We start from the raw sequence: 14,815 nt of genomic DNA on the forward strand, positions 1-14,815 counted from the left end.
GTCCCGGGGAGTCCGCAGGACGCGCGTCTACGATGGCCGGATGCATGTCCCCGGAGGCGGGTACGACCTCCACACCCATTCGCTCGTCTCCGACGGCACCGAGCCGCCCGAGGTGCTCGTCCGCGCGGCCGCCTCGGCAGGTCTCGGCGGCGTCGCGCTGACCGACCACGACACCACCCGCGGCTGGGCGGCGGCGATCACCGCGGCCGAGGAGGCGGGCATCGATCTGCTCCCCGGGATGGAGCTCTCCTCGAGGGTCGGCTGGGCGAGCGTGCACGTGCTCGCGTACCTCCCCGATCCGGAGGACCCCGGCCTCGTGGCCGAGACCTCGCGGATCCGCTCGCAGCGCTCGCATCGCGCGCAGGCCATCGTCGCGGCGATCGCGGCCGACTACGACCTCACCTGGGACGACGTGCTGGCGCAGACCAGCCCCGGCACCACGATCGGACGCCCGCACATCGCCGACGCCCTGGTCGCCCGCGGGCTCGCGACCGACCGCTCGGCGGCGTTCGCGGGGATCCTCGACTGGCGTGGGGGCTACTTCCAGCCGCACTACGCCCCGGATCCGGTCGAGGCGGTGCGGCTCGTGCGGGCCGCGGGCGGCGTGCCCGTGATCGCGCACCCCGCGACGAGCACCCGCGGCATCGCGATCGAGTCGATGCTGCCGGAGCTGGTCGACGCGGGGCTCTTCGGCCTCGAGGTCGAGCACCGGGAGAACACCGCCGCGGGCAAGCGGCGGCTGCGCGAGCTGGCCGCGCGGTACTCCCTCGTCACCACCGGGTCGAGCGACTACCACGGCACCGGCAAGCCGAACCGGCTCGGCGAGAACACGACGGAGCGCGCGACCGTCGACGCGATCCGCCGGGCGGCGCGGGCGGGCTGAGCCGAGACGACGGCGCGGCGGGGCGGGTCTCGATACGCCGCTGCGCGGCTACTCGACCAGCATGCTTCTCACGCCGGTCTATCAGCCCGCGGAGCGGTCCTCCATGCTGATCGAGTAGCCCGCGGAGCGGGCGTATCGAGATCCACCGGCGTCAGAAGCTTGCGCTGCTCGAGGCCGGGTCTCGATACGCTCCTGCGGAGCTACTCGACCACCATGAAGCGGCTGCTACGCCGAGCCGTCCGGGCGGGGGCTGCGGCGGCGCTGGCGGGTGCGGCGGCGGGGCTCGCTGTTGCCGTCGTGGTGCTCCTTGCTCTCGCTCGAGGGGGCCTGGCCGGTCTGCACCGGCTCGCCCTCGGTCGCGGCGGGAGCGGTCTCGGCGGCATCACCGCGGCTGCGGCGGCGCGGCTCGCGGCCGCCCTCGCGCGGCTCCCGCGGCTCGCGCTGACGGGGAGCACGGTCGGGGCGGGCGTCCGCCTTCGCCTCGGCGGGGATCGGGGTCGGCTTCAGCCGGCCCTTCGTCCCGACGGGGATCGCGAGGTCCTCGTAGAGGTGCGGCGACGAGGAGTAGGTCTCGACCGGGTCGGGCTGGCCGAACTCGAGCGCGCGGTTGATGAGGGCCCACTTGTGCAGGTCCTCCCAGTCGACGAAGGTGACGGCGATGCCGGTCTTGCCGGCGCGGCCGGTGCGGCCGACGCGGTGCAGGTAGGTCTGGTCGTCGTCCGGGATCGTGTGGTTGATCACGTGGGTGACATCGTTGACGTCGATGCCGCGGGCGGCGACGTCGGTCGCGATCAGGATGTCCTTCTTGCCGGCCTTGAACGCGGCCATCGCGCGCTCGCGCTGCTCCTGGTTGAGGTCGCCGTGCACGGCGGCGGCGTTGAAGCCCCGGTCGTTGAGCTCCTCGACGATGCGGGCGGCCGCGCGCTTGGTGCGGGTGAAGATGACGGTCTTGCCGCGGCCCTCGGCCTGCAGGATGCGGGCGATGACCTCGTCCTTGTCGAGCGAGTGCGCCCGGTAGACGATGTGCTTGATGTTCGCCTGCGTGATGCCCTCGTCGGGGTCCGTCGCGCGGATGTGGATCGGCTTGTTCATGAAGCGGCGGGCGAGGGCGACGATCGCGCCGGGCATCGTCGCCGAGAAGAGCATCGTGTGGCGGGTGGCCGGGGTCTGCGCGAAGAGCTTCTCGATGTCGGAGAGGAAGCCGAGGTCGAGCATCTTGTCGGCCTCGTCGAGGACCATCGTCTGCACGCTCGCGAGCGAGAGCAGACGCTGACCGGCGAGGTCGAGCAGGCGGCCCGGGGTGCCGACGACGATCTGCGCGCCGGCCTTGAGCTGCTCGATCTGACCCTCGTAGGCCTTGCCGCCGTAGATCGAGACGATCTTGGTCGGCCGGTTCGAGGCGGCGAGCTCGATGTCCTCGGTGACCTGCACGGCCAGCTCACGGGTCGGCACCACGATCAGTGCCTTGACGCCGGGCTCGGGGTCGTTGCCGAGGGCCTGGATGAGGGGGAGGCCGAAGCCGAAGGTCTTGCCGGTGCCGGTCTTGGCCTGCCCGATGATGTCCTGCTTCTGCAGGGCCAGCGGGATGGTCTGCTCCTGGATGGGGAACGGCTCGAGGATGCCCTTGGCGGCGAGTGCGGCGACGATGTCGTCGTCGATGTTGAGGTCGGAGAAAGTCACGGAGTGAAGCGCCTGTCGTGTCGAACGGTCCACGCCCCTGTACGACTCGGGCGCAGGGTCACCGATCCAGCGCCGGTGACATCCCGGCGAGTCTACCGCCACAGGGGTCCTCGGGCCCGGAACCGCGGGCGGCGCGCGCTCTACACTGATCGGATGGCAGCCTGGTTCCGACGTCGACGTCCGCTCGGCGAAGCCCCCCGACTGACCCCGCGCGGAGAGTCGACGAGCAAGCGCGATCGCGTCGATCTGGCCGACCTGAGCCCCCAGCTGCTGCCCTACCTCGGGCAGGTGGCCTACCTCCAGCTCGCCGTCTTCGAGGCGCTGGCCCGCGGGGTGGCGGGCACGGACGACCTCGCCGACAAGGAGGCGATCTCGGCCGCCGCCGGCACCGCGCTGGCGAAGCACCACGCGGTCGTCGCCGAGCTGCGCCGGCGCGACGTCGAGCCGAGCGAGGCCATGGCACCGTTCCGGCCGGCCATCGACACCTTCGAGCACCTCACCCGCGGCGCCGATCTGCACGAGACGCTGCTGTCGGCCTACATCACCGCCGGACTGCTTGACGACTTCTTCATCCGGCTCACCGGCGGGCTGCCGAACGACGTCGGCCCGCGGATGGCGCAGACGCTCGGTGCCGACACCGGCGTCGACGGCCTGGTCGCGATCCTCCGCCGCGAGATCGCCGCAGACGAGCGCCTCGGCTCCCGCCTCGCGGTCTGGGGCCGCCGCCTGGTCGGCGACACGCTGCTCGTCGCGCGCTCGGCGCTGATGGGCTCGGGCAACCCCGACTCCGACGAGTCCCGGATCGAGCCGGTCTTCACCGAGCTCATCGCCTCGCACACCCGGCGGATGGACGCGCTCGGCCTGACGGCCTGAGGCCCCGGCGCGGCTAAGGAGTCGTCCTGCTGACGGTGGTGGATCTCGATACGCCCGCTTCGCGGGCTACTCGATCGGCATGGTCTGCCCGCTGCGTCAGTCGTCGATGAAGCCCGGGACGTGGGCCAGGGTGGCGACGGTTCGGGCGCGGCCCCACTCGACGTGGGCGTGCGCGACGGAGACGGCGAGCGGGGCGTCGCCGGCGGCGATCGCCTCCGCGAGCCGCACGTGCTCGTCGTGCCGGACGCCCGGCTCGGCCTGGATGTTGGCGATGTTGAGACGGTTGCTGCGCTCGTCGAGCGGCTGCATCGTGGTGATCAGGAGCCGGTTGCCCGCGATCGCCTCGATCGCGCCGTGGATGCGGCCGCTCTCGGAGTGGAAGCGCGCGAGGTCGCCGTCGGCGAGGGCGGCGCTCGCGTCGGCGACGACGGCGGTCAGGGCCGAGGCGTCGGCGCCGCGGGCCACCGCCTCCGCGGCCTTGCGGGCCACGAGCGGCTCGAGCGCCGAGCGGATGTCGTAGAGCTCCTCGACGTCGCGCCGCCGGACGATCGAGACGACGGCGGTGCTGCGCGGGCGCACCGTGACCAGGCCGGCCAGCTCGAGCCAGGGCAGCGCCTCGCGGATCGGGACGCGCGAGACGGCGAGCTCGGTGGCGAGATCCCGTTCGCGGATCGGCTCGCCCGCCGGCAGCCGGCCGTCGAGGATGCGCGCGCGCAGCTCCTCGTACACCCGCTGCGACATCGTCTGCGCGGGACTCTTCGTCGGCATCGGTGCTCCTGTCGGTCTACCCGTTCTCCGTCCTCGAAGGGTAGCGGGCGGTGCAGGAGAGACCCGTCGGCCCTTGTAACGCCGTCTTCATCTGCCCGAAACACCCGCGCACCGGATCGGATCTACCGTGATCGACGTGCCTCGGTATACCGAGCGCCTCCCTCGCCACTCCGCCGGAAGGACCCGCCCATGAGCACCGTCACGAATCCGCCCCCCGCCACGACGATGGGCGACCGCATCGAGGCCGCCTACTCGCGCATCGGAGTCACGAGCGCCCACCTGGGCATCGTCGCGATGATCCTCTTCGGCGTCTTCTTCGACGCGATCGAGCAGAACACGGTCGGCGTCGCCGGCCCGATCCTCGCCGCCGACTGGGGACTCGCCGGCGCGCAGATCGGCCTGCTCAACACGGCGACCTTCACGGCGGTCGCGCTCGGCCGGGTCCTCGCCGGAGTGGTGATGGACCGGATCGGGCGGCGCACCCTCCTCGGCGCGAACCTGATGATCTTCGCCGTCGGCTCGCTGCTCTGCGCCTTCGCGCCCAGCTACGAGATCCTGGTCGCGGCGCGCTTCCTGGTCGGCCTCGGCCTCGGCGGCGAGATCGCGACGGCGGTCATCATGCTCGCCGAGTTCTTCTCCGCCAAGCACCGCGGCACCGCCGTCGGCTTGATCAACGTCGCCGCGGCCGGACTCGGCAACATGCTCGCCCCGCTCTTCGGCGTCATCGTCTTCTCGGTCTTCACCGGCGACGACCGCTGGCGCTGGCTCTTCGGGATCCTGGTGATCCCCGCCCTCGCGGTCGTGGTCTACCGGCGCGCGCTGCCGGAGACTCCCCGCTACCTCGCCGCCCGCGGCCGCGTCGCCGAGGCGAACACCGTCATCAACCGGCTCGCGCAGGGCCGGCTGCACCGGCCCGTGACCGACGAGGTCGACTACCTGGGCGGTGCCGCCGACCGGCCCGTGGCCGCCGCGAGCACCCCGCGCTGGACCGAGCTCTTCGGCCGCCGCCACCGCCGCACCACGATCGCCCTGGGCGTCGCGGTCTGCATGTCCTACGCCGCGCAGATCTCGATGCTCACCCTGATCCCGCTGATCCTCACCTCCCGCGGCTTCGACATCACCAGTGCGCTCTGGTATACCCTCGTCATGCAGTCGGGCTCCCTGGTCGGAGCGCTGGTCGCGGCCCTCGCCGCCCGCCGGCTGCCGCGCAAGCTCACGCTCACGGTCGCGGCCCTGCTCGGGATCGGCGCCGGTCTCGGCTTCGGCTTCCTCGGCACCACCGTGGCGCTGGTGCTCGTCTTCGGCTTCCTCTTCAACTTCTCGGTGATCGTGCTCAACACCACCATCTGGCTGTTCGCTCCGGAGCAGTACCCCACGCGGATCCGCGGCCTCGGCACCTCGGTGATCCTCGCCCTCGGCTCGCTCTCCGGCGGGCTGTTCCCGCTCCTCGCCGGCGCCGTGCTCGACGCCTCGGGGGTCGGCGGGATGTTCGCCCTCCTCGCCGGGCTGTTCGCGGTCTGCGCGATCGCCGTGCAGTTCCCGCGCGAGACCGTCGGCCGTCCGATGGCGGAGGACTGAGCGTGCAGCGCACGGTCGTCGTCGTGAATCCGAACACCTCGGTCGCGACCACCCGGCTCCTCGTCGCGGTCGCCCGCGATGCGGTGCGCGGGGAGGACGTCCGGATCGTGGGGGAGACGGTGGCGCGGGGGCCCTCGATCATCACGACGCCGTCCGCTCTCTCCGCCGCGGCGGCGCATGTGGTGACCGCGGCTCGACGCGCGGTGCTGCTGCACGCGCCCGACGCGATCGTGGTCGCCGCGTTCGGCGATCCGGGTGCCGCCGAGGCGGCGGAGGCCACGGGGCTGCCGGTCGTGGGCATCGGAGCCGCGGCCGTGCGCGCGGCGAGCGCGGGCGGCCGGCGGTTCGCGATCGCGACGACGACCGGTCGGCTCGAGCCGGTGCTCCGGGCGCTCGTCGCGGATGCGGGGGGCCTCGGCGCCTACGCGGGCTGCTTCCTCACGGCGTCGCCGGCGGAGGAGCTCGAGGACCCGGACCGGCTGCACGGCGAGCTGCACGCCGCGGTGCGGCGGGCGCAGGCGGCCGGGGCGGAGGCGGTGATCATCGGCGGCGGGCCGCTCAGCGCGGCGGCCGAGCGGCTGGCCGCGGAGTTCGCCGGGGTGCTGCCGATCGTGGAGCCGATCCGCGCGGCGGTGGCGGAGGCGCTCGCCGCGACGACCCCGGTCGGGGCGCTGCCCGCCTGAGGAGGCGGCCCCGGGAACGACGAAGGCGCGGGAGTCCGGGACTCCCGCGCCTTCGCGTGGTGGTGAGCGGCGCTCAGGGAGCGACGCGGTCCGGGGCGACCCGGCCGGCGAGCATCGCTTCGAGGGCGGCGTCGTCGCGGCGGGTGCGCGTCCGGCCCAGCGCGACGTCGGTCGCGAGGACCGCGACGGCCGCGAGGCCGAGCGCGAGGATCCAGATCAGTCCGCCGTCCCAGGGCAGACCGGCCCAGGTCAGCGCGACCCAGACGACGGCGGCGACGACGCCGCCGAGCGCCGGGACCAGGACCGATCCGTGCAGGTGCCGGTGCGGCAGTCCGTAGCGGGCGGCGAGGCCCAGGAGGATCCCGCCGAGCGTGACGAAGAGGAGCTCCACGACGTGACCGTGCGGGAGGGGCTAGGCGACGAATCCGACGCGGCGCGACTCCTCGGAGCCGACCTCGACGAAGGCGATGGTCTCGGTGGGGACGATGTAGATCTTGCCCTTCTCGTCGCGCAGGCGGAGGACCTTGGCGCCCGCCTCGAGCGCGGTGGTCACCGTCTTCTCGACCTCGGCCACGGACAGCGAGGACTCGAAGTTGAGCTCGCGCGGGGTGTTGACGATTCCGATACGGATTTCCACCAGCAGTGCCTTTCGGGAGGGGACGTGGCTGTCAGGATACGGGACCGGGCGGCGCGGCCGACGCCGGTTTCGCGCTGAGCGGACCCGGCTCGGGAGGGGCCGCCCGAGGGCGCGCGGCAGTGTCGGCGGTCTTCGTTAGCGTGGTCGCGTGAGCGCTCCTCGAACCCCGGCACCCGCCTCCGACGAGGCTCCCGCTCGCGACGGCTCGGCCGGCGAGGGGCTCGTCCTCGATGCGTCGCAGCGCGCCGTCCTCGCCCTGCCGGACGGCCGCAGCGCCGCGGTGCTCGGCGCCCCCGGCTCGGGCAAGACCCGCACGATCGTCGAGCTCGTCGCCGAGCGCGTGCTCGAGCGCGGCTACGAGCCGGAGTCGATCGCCGTGCTCGCCGCCAGCCGCACGGCCGCGACGGCACTGCGCGACGTGCTCGCCCTGCGGCTCGGCGTCCCGACGCGGGGGCCGCTGGCGCGGACCGCCACCTCGCTGGCCTTCGAGGCCGTGACCGCCGCCGCCAAGGAGCTCGGGATCGACCGGCCGACCCTCCTCACCGGCGGCGAGCAGGACGTCATCCTCTCCGAGCTGCTCGAGGGGCACCTCGAGGAGGGCACCGGGCCGCGCTGGCCCGACGAGTTCAGCCCCGAGGTGCTGCGGCTGCGCACCTTCCGCACCGAGCTGCGCGAGTTCGGGATGCGGGCCACCGAGCACGGCCTCGACACCGCCGCGATCCGCCGGCTCGCCGTGGACGCGGACCGCGGCGAGTGGTCGGCCGCCGCCGCCGTGCTCGAGGAGTTCCGCGACGTCGTCGACTGGATGGCCCCGCAGGCGGGGACGAAGCTCGACGCCGCCGAGTTCGCGGCCTTCGCGGCCGAGACGATCCGCGACGGCGGCGGGGGCGAGCGGATCCGGGCGCTCCGCCTCGTCGTCGTCGACGACATGCAGGAGGCGAGCGAGTCGACGGTCGTGCTGCTGCGAGCCCTCGCCGCGCGCGGCGTCACCGTGCTCGCGTTCGGCGACCCGGACGTCGCGACGAGCGCCTACCGCGGCGCCGCCTCCGACACCCTGGGCCGCTTCGGCCCGGCGATCGGCGTGCGCGACGCCGAGACGCTGGTCCTCGGCCGCGTGCACCGGCACGGTACGGCCCTGCGGGCCCTCGTCTCCGCGGCCACCCAGCGGATCGGGACCGCGGCGGCCGGGCGCCAGCGCGCGGCCGGGGCTCCCGCCGACGAGGAGGGGGCGCCCGCCCCGCTGCTGGTGCTGCACGCCCCGACGGCGGCGCGTGAGGCGGCGACGGTGGCGCGACTGCTGCGCGAGCGGCGGCTCCGCGACGACGTGCCGTGGCGCCGGATGGCCGTCGTCGTCCGCTCCGGCGCGGCCGTGCAGCCGCTGCTGAAGGCGCTCGCCGTCGCCGAGGTGCCCACGCGCTCCGTGCTGGCCGGCCGTGCCCTGCGCGACGACCACGCCGCCCGGGCGCTGCTCGTGCTGATCGGCGTCGCAGTGGGCGAGCGCCCGCTGGACGCGGAGCTGGCGGCCGAGCTGCTGCTGGGCCCGTTCGGCGGGGTCGACCGGCTCGGCCTGCGACGGCTGCGGCTCGCTCTGCGCGCGGAGGAGCTCGCGGGCGGGGGCATCCGCGCGAGCGATCCGCTGCTGGTGGAGGCTCTGGAGGCACCAGGACGGTTCGCCACGATCGACTCCGGCCCGGCGCGCCAGGCCGAGCGCCTCGCCGTCACGATCGACCGGGTCCGCCGGCTGCACGCCGAGCAGGGCTCGATCGAGGAGCTGCTCTGGTCGGCCTGGGAGTTGAGCCGCGTCGCGTCCTCCTGGCGCGAGCTGGCGCTCGGCACCGGTCTCACCGCGGCCGAGGCGAACCGCAACCTCGACGGCGTCGTCGCGCTCTTCAGCGCGGCGCGGCGCTTCGTCGAGCGGGCGCCCGGTCACTCGGCGATCGGCTTCGTCACCGAGATCCTCGAGGCGGAGGTGCCGGAGGACACGCTCGCGCCGCGCTCGGTCGAGGACGCGGTGCTGATAGGCACGCCCTCCTCCGTCGTCGGCCTCGAGTTCGACGTGGTCGTGGTCGCGAGGCTGCAGGACGGCGTCTGGCCGAACCTGCGCCAGCGCGGCTCGCTGCTCGACCCCGACGGGCTGATCCGGCACGCGCGCGGCGAGGGCGACCTGCCGCTCGACAGCCGGAAGGCCACCCTCGACGACGAGCTGCGGATGTTCGCGCTCGCCGCCTCCCGGGCCCGCCGCCAGCTCGTGCTCAGCGCCGTCGCGGGCGAGGACGAGACGCCGTCCCTCTTCTTCCGGCTCACGCCGCCCGACGCACCCCGGCTCGACGCGGCCTCGGCCGTGCCGCTGACCCTGCGCGGGGCGGTCGCGGGGCTCCGCCGGACCGCGACGACGCCGAACTCGGCCGAGGCGCCCGGCGCGATCCGCGGGCTGCGCGCACTCACGCTGGCCGAGGTGCCGGGTGCCGACCCGGCCTCCTGGTACGGCGTCCTCGAGCCCTCCACCACCGAGCCGCTCTTCGACCTCGACGACCCGGAGCGGCCCGTCTCGGTCTCGCCCAGCCGGCTCGAGGCGTTCGAGCGGTCGCCGCTCGACTGGTTCGTCGACGCCGTGTCGGGCTCGACCACTAGCACCGCGATGGGGGTCGGCACGCTCGTGCACTGGGTGCTCGAGAACGCGGCGAGCACCGAGCCGGAGGCGCTCTGGGCCGAGCTGGAGTCGCGCTGGCCCGAGCTGGTCTTCGAGTCGCCCTGGCTCGGCGAGCGGCAGCTGCGGGTGACCCGGCGCCTGGTCGAGGGCCTCGCGGCGTACCTCGCCGACTTCGAGCGGGGCGGGGGAGCGGTGCTCGGCCGCGAGCAGCAGTTCGAGATCGACGTGCCGCCCGCCCGGATCCGCGGCTCGATCGACCGGGTCGAGCGCGCGCCGGACGGCTCGGTCGTCATCGTCGACCTCAAGACCGGCCGGAGCACTCCGCGCCAGGCCGACATCGCCGAGCACGCGCAGCTCGGCAGCTACCAGCTCGCCGTCGCGAGCGGCGCGATCGAGGCGGCCGGCGCGGACGAGGGCGGCGGCGCGAAGCTGCTCTTCGTCGCGAAGGGCGTCCGCGGGTCGCTCTACCGCGAGGTGGTCCAGCCCCGCTTCGGCGAGGAGGAGCTCGAGGCGCTGCGCGAGCGGGTCCGCGCCGCCGCGCGGGGGATGGCCTCGGCCGGCTTCTCGGGGCTGCTCGACGCTGTCCCCTTCTCCCCGGGCGACGCCCTGCGGTACCGGATCCATGCTGTGCCGGAGGTCTCGGGGGACGGCCGGCTGGCGCTCGACGAGGTCGAGACGGACGAGGAGGAGACTGCGGTGCCCGAGGACTCGTCCCTGGACGCCGCCGACCCGGATCCCGCCGCCGACTCCGATCCCGCTGCCGACCCCGCTCGGGCCGCCGACCCCGCTCCCGACTCCGCCGCGACCCCCGAGGAAGGGCCCCGCCCGTGATCGACGCCCTGACCATCGCCGAGGCCCTCGACCTCCGCCCGCCCACCGTCGAGCAGCGCGCCGTCATCGAGGCGCCGCTCGCCCCGGCCCTCGTCGTCGCGGGCGCCGGTAGCGGCAAGACCGAGACGATGGCGAACCGCGTGCTCTGGCTGCTCGCCAACGGGCTCGCCGCTCCCTCCGAGGTCCTCGGCCTCACCTTCACCCGCAAGGCCGCCGCCGAGCTCGGCGAGCGGATCGGCCGCCGCATCGACCAGCTGGGAGCCGCGGGCCTGCTGCCGCTGCGCGAGGGCCAGACCGAGCCCGACCCGTTCGAGGCCGCCACCGTCTCCACCTACAACGCCTTCGCGAACACGATCTTCCGCGACAACGCCGCGCTGATCGGGCGCGAGGGCGACGCGACCGTGCTCTCGGAGGCCTCCGCCTGGCACCTGGCGCGTGGGGTCGTCGCCGACACCGCCGACCCGCGCATCCTCGAGGTCGAGGCGAGCATCGACCGCCTGACCGACCTCACCGTCGCGCTCGCGCACGACCTCGCCGACAACCTCGCCGACCCGGCCGAGGTGGCCGGCTTCGCGGAGGACTTCCTCCGCCTCGGCGAGCTGCCCCGCGGCTCCAGCGGCTCCGGTCTCTACCGCGAGCTCGAGAAGGCGCTGCAGGCCGTCGGCGCGCTGCCGGTGCTGACGGCGCTCGCCGAGCGGTTCCAGGAGGCGAAGGCCGAGCGCGGCTTCGTCGAGTTCTCGGACCAGGTGGCGCTGGCGCTGCGGATCATCGAGCGCGTGCCGCGCGTCGTCGACGAGCACCGCGCCCGCTACCGGGTCGTGCTGCTCGACGAGTACCAGGACACCTCCGTGCTGCAGACCCGCCTGCTCGCCCGGCTCTTCGCCGAGCAGGGCGTGATGGCCGTGGGCGACCCGCACCAGTCGATCTACGGCTGGCGCGGCGCGAGCGCGGAGGGCCTCGGCCGCTTCGCCCTCGACTTCGGCTCCGCGGCCCGGTTCTCGCTGTCGACCAGCTGGCGGAACGGCCACGGCGTGCTGGCCGCGGCGAACGCCGTCGTCGCGCCGCTGACCGCGGGCAGCGCCGTCCCGGTCGACCGCCTCGCCGCCGGGCCGGGCGCGTCCGACCACGCCGTCGAGCTCACCTTCCCCGAGACGATCGAGGACGAGGCCGACGACGTCGCGCGCTGGTTCGCCGGCCGCCTCGCCGAGAACGCCGAGCGCGGGGAGGCGCCGCCGTCGGCCGCGGCGCTCTTCCGCGTCCGCGCGCACATGGACCGCTTCGCCGCCGCGCTCTCCCGGCACGGCGTCCGGTACCACATCCTCGGCATCGGCGGCCTGCTGCGGCAGCCCGAGATCGCCGACCTCGTCGCCGCGCTGACCGTGGTGGAGGACCCGGCGGCGGGCAGCGAGCTGGTCCGCCTCCTGGCCGGCGCGCGCTGGCGCCTCGGCGTCCGCGACCTGCGCGCGCTCCGCGATCTCGCCTCCTGGCTCGCCTCGCGCGACCACGCGCACCGGCTGCTGCCCGAGGAGGTGCGCGAGCGGATGCGCGCCTCGGTCACCGAGGGCGAGGGCGGCTCGATCATCGAGGCCCTCGACTTCATCGCCTCGCGACGCCCCGGCGAGGACGGCCGGCTCGACCACTCCGCGCTGTCCTCGTTCAGCGAGGAGGGCCTGCGCCGCCTGCACGACGCCGGCACGCTCTTCGCGCGCCTCCGAGCCCGGGCCGGCCTGGACCTCCTCGACTTCGTCACGCTGGTCGAGCAGGAGCTCGGCCTCGACATCGAGGTGGAGGCCAACGAGTCGCGCAGCGACGGCCGCGCCAACCTCGAGGCGTTCCGCGAGGCGGTGTCCGGCTACCTGCAGACCGACGACCGCGGCGCGGGCACCGGCTCGTCGCTCCGCGGCTTCCTCCGCTGGCTCGTGCTGGCGGACAAGCGCGACGGCCTCGCGCCTCGGCCCGAGGACCCGGAGCCCGGCACCGTCCAGCTGCTGACGATCCACGGCTCGAAGGGCCTGGAGTGGGACCTGGTCGCCGTGCCGCGGATGGTCGACGGCGAGCTGCCCGGCACTCCGGTCGAGGGCTTCCGCGGCTGGGTGCGCCTCGGCGCGATGCCCTACGCCTTCCGCGGCGACGCCGCCGAGCTGCCGGACCTCGCCTGGCGCGGCTGCGCGACGCAGAAGGAGGTCGTCGACGCGATCGCCGACTTCGGCGACACCCTGCGCGAGCGCAACGAGTCCGAGGAGCGCCGGCTCGCCTACGTCGCGGTGACCCGGGCCCGGCACCACCTGCTGCTCAGCGGCTCGTGGTGGGCGGGGCAGGCGAAGCCGCGCGGACCCGGCGTCTTCCTCCGCGACCTCGCCGAGGCACGCACCCTCCCGGAGCTGCCGGTCGAGCCGTCGAACCTCGAGAACCCGCTCGAGCAGGCGCCGCGCACCTTCCACTGGCCGCACGACCCGCTCGGCGCCCGCGGCGACCGGGTGCGCGCGGCGGCCGAGCGCGTGCGCGTCGCCGAGCCGGCGCTGCTCGGCGCCCGCGGAGCGGACATCCGGCTGCTGCTCGCCGAGCGCGCCGTGCGCCTCGCGGGCGGCGAGCGCGTCGGCCTGCCGACCCGCATCCCGGCCTCGCGGTTCAAGGACATCGTCAGCACGCCCGCCGAGGTCGTCGCGCAGCTGCGCCGGCCGATGCCCGAGCGGCCGTACCGGCAGACCCGGCTCGGCACCACGTTCCACTCCTGGGTGGAGAACCGCTTCGGCATCCAGGGCGAGGCGGAGTCGGTGGACACCTTCCCGGACGAGCTCGACGACGGCGGGGCGACCGCGGCCGGAGCGGAGGGCGAGCAGCTCGCCCGTCTGATCGAGACGTTCGAGCGCTCGGAGTGGGCCGACCGCCGCCCCGAGGCGGTCGAGATCGAGATCCACCTCCAGCTGGCCGGGCACGTCGTCGTCTGCAAGCTCGACGCGGTCTACCGGACGGAGGACGGCTTCCAGATCGTGGACTGGAAGACCGGCCGCGCCCCGAAGGACGCGGCCGACCTCGAGCTCAAGCAGTTCCAGCTCGCGCTGTACCGCCTCGCCTACTCGCGCTGGAAGGGCGTGCCGCTCGAGAGCGTCGACGCGGTGTTCTACTTCGTCGCCGACGACCTCGTGCTGCGGCCCGAGCGCTTCTACTCGGAGCGCGAGCTCTCGGAGTCGCTCTCCTCGGCGACGGGGGCGAGCCCGCGGCCGTGAGCGGAGGAGCCGGTCCGCGCGCCGGGCGTGCGGTTCAGCAGCTCCTCGACCTCGGAGACCTCGAGCACCGGTCCGGTGTCGGTGGACAGCGGCGCGGACAGATCGCCGAGGACGCTGTCGACCAGGAGGTCGAGCATCCCGACCGCGTCGTCGATGATCGCCGAGTCCTCGGTCTCGGTACCGTGCAGCAGCCAGCGGGCCAGCTCGAGCTCGGCGTAGAGCTGAGCGCGCTGGCGGAGGGTGCGGTCGACCGCGCCGGCGCGCATCCGCGAGTACGCGGCGAACGCCGTGCCGGCCCCCGGGGCGCTGAGCAGCCAGTGCAGATCGCGGGCCGGGTCGCCCACCCGCAGCGCCGCCCAGCCGAGCACGGCGCTGACGGAGTCGCCCGAGCGGAGGAAGGAGTCGGAGGTCATCGAGCCGTTCACGACCGTGGGGTCGAACTGCCAGAGCGCCTCGTCGGAGGAGGCCGACTCCCAGCGCGCGACGAGCGCGGCGGGCACGTGGCCGGTGTCGGCGGCGCGCTCGATGACGGCGACCGTCTCGTTGACGCTGTCGCGGGCCGAGGCGACGGGCAGCCCCGCCTCCTGCACGAACGACGCCGGCAGCGAGTGGATCGCGCCGATCGCGCGCCCGACCGAGTCCGCGAGACCGCTGGAGGCCTCGACGTCGTCGATCAGCACGCGGTCGCCCTCGAGGTACTCGTAGACGACGCCGCGGGTGCCGTCGAACGGCGTCTGCCCGATGCTCTCCTGCAGATCGAACGGCAGGCGGCTGCGGATGCCGGCGGTGAGCGCGCGCAGGGCGACGAGGTCGCCGAGCTGCTCCTGCTCGGCCAGCGGCGAGGTCGGCACGCGCACCACCAGGCGGGCGCCGTCGCGCGTGGTCAGCAGAGCGGAGTCGAAGTCCCCGTGCGTCGAGTGCGTGAATTCGCGCGCGGTCCGGACGTCGAGGCCCTCGACGGCCGAAGTGGCCAGCGCGGCTAGAGTGAGATGGGATCTGGCCATG

The 14,815-nt window shown here is 74.5% G+C and carries 11 protein-coding genes; 6 read left to right on the plus strand and 5 right to left on the minus strand.

Annotated features, from left to right (window positions below; translation table 11 throughout):
- Positions 1-40: 40 nt before the first annotated feature.
- Positions 41-883 carry a PHP domain-containing protein gene (locus MT355_RS03420; RefSeq protein WP_243598529.1) on the plus strand — a complete coding sequence of 281 codons (843 nt, stop codon included), beginning with the start codon at positions 41-43 and terminating at the stop codon, positions 881-883.
- A gap of 225 nt (positions 884-1,108) precedes the next feature.
- Here MT355_RS03420 and MT355_RS03425 read toward each other — a convergent pair whose 3' ends face one another.
- Positions 1,109-2,563: a DEAD/DEAH box helicase gene (locus tag MT355_RS03425; RefSeq protein WP_243598530.1), complete on the minus strand. Its 1,455-nt coding sequence runs from the start codon at positions 2,561-2,563 to the stop codon at positions 1,109-1,111.
- Positions 2,564-2,716: 153 nt separating this feature from the next.
- Between MT355_RS03425 and MT355_RS03430 the strand changes: the two genes are divergently transcribed.
- A complete protein-coding gene (locus tag MT355_RS03430) occupies positions 2,717-3,436 on the plus strand; it encodes a ferritin-like fold-containing protein (RefSeq protein ID WP_123447589.1) in 720 nt (239 codons plus the stop codon).
- Between the two features lie 96 nt (positions 3,437-3,532).
- Here MT355_RS03430 and MT355_RS03435 read toward each other — a convergent pair whose 3' ends face one another.
- Entirely contained in the window at positions 3,533-4,204 is a 672-nt protein-coding gene (locus MT355_RS03435) for a GntR family transcriptional regulator (protein ID WP_243598531.1), read from the minus strand.
- Between the two features lie 189 nt (positions 4,205-4,393).
- On the opposite strand from MT355_RS03435, the gene MT355_RS03440 reads away from it, so the two are divergent.
- Positions 4,394-5,782 (plus strand): MFS transporter, encoded by a 1,389-nt coding sequence (locus MT355_RS03440; protein ID WP_243598532.1) that lies wholly within the window; start codon positions 4,394-4,396, stop codon positions 5,780-5,782.
- Positions 5,783-5,784: 2 nt separating this feature from the next.
- Positions 5,785-6,465: an aspartate/glutamate racemase family protein gene (locus MT355_RS03445; protein ID WP_243598533.1), complete on the plus strand. Its 681-nt coding sequence runs from the start codon at positions 5,785-5,787 to the stop codon at positions 6,463-6,465.
- A gap of 73 nt (positions 6,466-6,538) precedes the next feature.
- Here MT355_RS03445 and MT355_RS03450 read toward each other — a convergent pair whose 3' ends face one another.
- Together MT355_RS03450 and MT355_RS03455 are read right to left on the minus strand one after the other, a co-directional pair.
- A complete protein-coding gene (locus MT355_RS03450) occupies positions 6,539-6,856 on the minus strand; it encodes a hypothetical protein (protein ID WP_243598534.1) in 318 nt (105 codons plus the stop codon).
- Between the two features lie 21 nt (positions 6,857-6,877).
- The gene (locus MT355_RS03455; protein WP_123447586.1) at positions 6,878-7,102 is read right to left on the minus strand and encodes a DUF3107 domain-containing protein; all 225 of its coding nucleotides are present in this window, start codon (positions 7,100-7,102) and stop codon (positions 6,878-6,880) included.
- 148 nt (positions 7,103-7,250) lie between these two features.
- On the opposite strand from MT355_RS03455, the gene MT355_RS21525 reads away from it, so the two are divergent.
- Together MT355_RS21525 and MT355_RS03465 are read left to right on the plus strand one after the other, a co-directional pair.
- Positions 7,251-10,583 carry an ATP-dependent DNA helicase gene (locus MT355_RS21525; protein WP_243598535.1) on the plus strand — a complete coding sequence of 1,111 codons (3,333 nt, stop codon included), beginning with the start codon at positions 7,251-7,253 and terminating at the stop codon, positions 10,581-10,583.
- Complete coding sequence (locus MT355_RS03465; protein WP_243598536.1) at positions 10,580-13,810, plus strand: UvrD-helicase domain-containing protein; 3,231 nt, start codon at positions 10,580-10,582, stop codon at positions 13,808-13,810. Before MT355_RS21525 ends, MT355_RS03465 begins: the two co-directional genes overlap by 4 nt.
- Here MT355_RS03465 and MT355_RS03470 read toward each other — a convergent pair.
- Positions 13,747-14,814, minus strand: a complete 1,068-nt coding sequence (locus tag MT355_RS03470) for a phosphotransferase (protein ID WP_243598537.1) — start codon at positions 14,812-14,814, stop codon at positions 13,747-13,749. The two genes, MT355_RS03465 and MT355_RS03470, sit on opposite strands and share 64 nt — an antisense overlap.
- Position 14,815: the final 1 nt, after the last annotated feature.

This window comes from Rathayibacter sp. VKM Ac-2929, from assembly GCF_022815495.1.
Taxonomy (GTDB): Bacteria; Actinomycetota; Actinomycetes; order Actinomycetales; family Microbacteriaceae; genus Rathayibacter; species Rathayibacter festucae.

What these genes read in the sequence shown, in the direction of transcription:
- MT355_RS03420 (WP_243598529.1), top strand. Translation starts at nt 41, where the DNA reads ATGCATGTCCCCGGAGGCGGGTACGACCTCCACACCCATTCGCTCGTC.
- MT355_RS03430 (WP_123447589.1), top strand. Translation starts at nt 2,717, where the DNA reads ATGGCAGCCTGGTTCCGACGTCGACGTCCGCTCGGCGAAGCCCCCCGA.
- MT355_RS03435 (WP_243598531.1), bottom strand. Translation starts at nt 4,204, where the DNA reads ATGCCGACGAAGAGTCCCGCGCAGACGATGTCGCAGCGGGTGTACGAG.
- MT355_RS03440 (WP_243598532.1), top strand. Translation starts at nt 4,394, where the DNA reads ATGAGCACCGTCACGAATCCGCCCCCCGCCACGACGATGGGCGACCGC.
- MT355_RS03470 (WP_243598537.1), bottom strand. Translation starts at nt 14,814, where the DNA reads ATGGCCAGATCCCATCTCACTCTAGCCGCGCTGGCCACTTCGGCCGTC.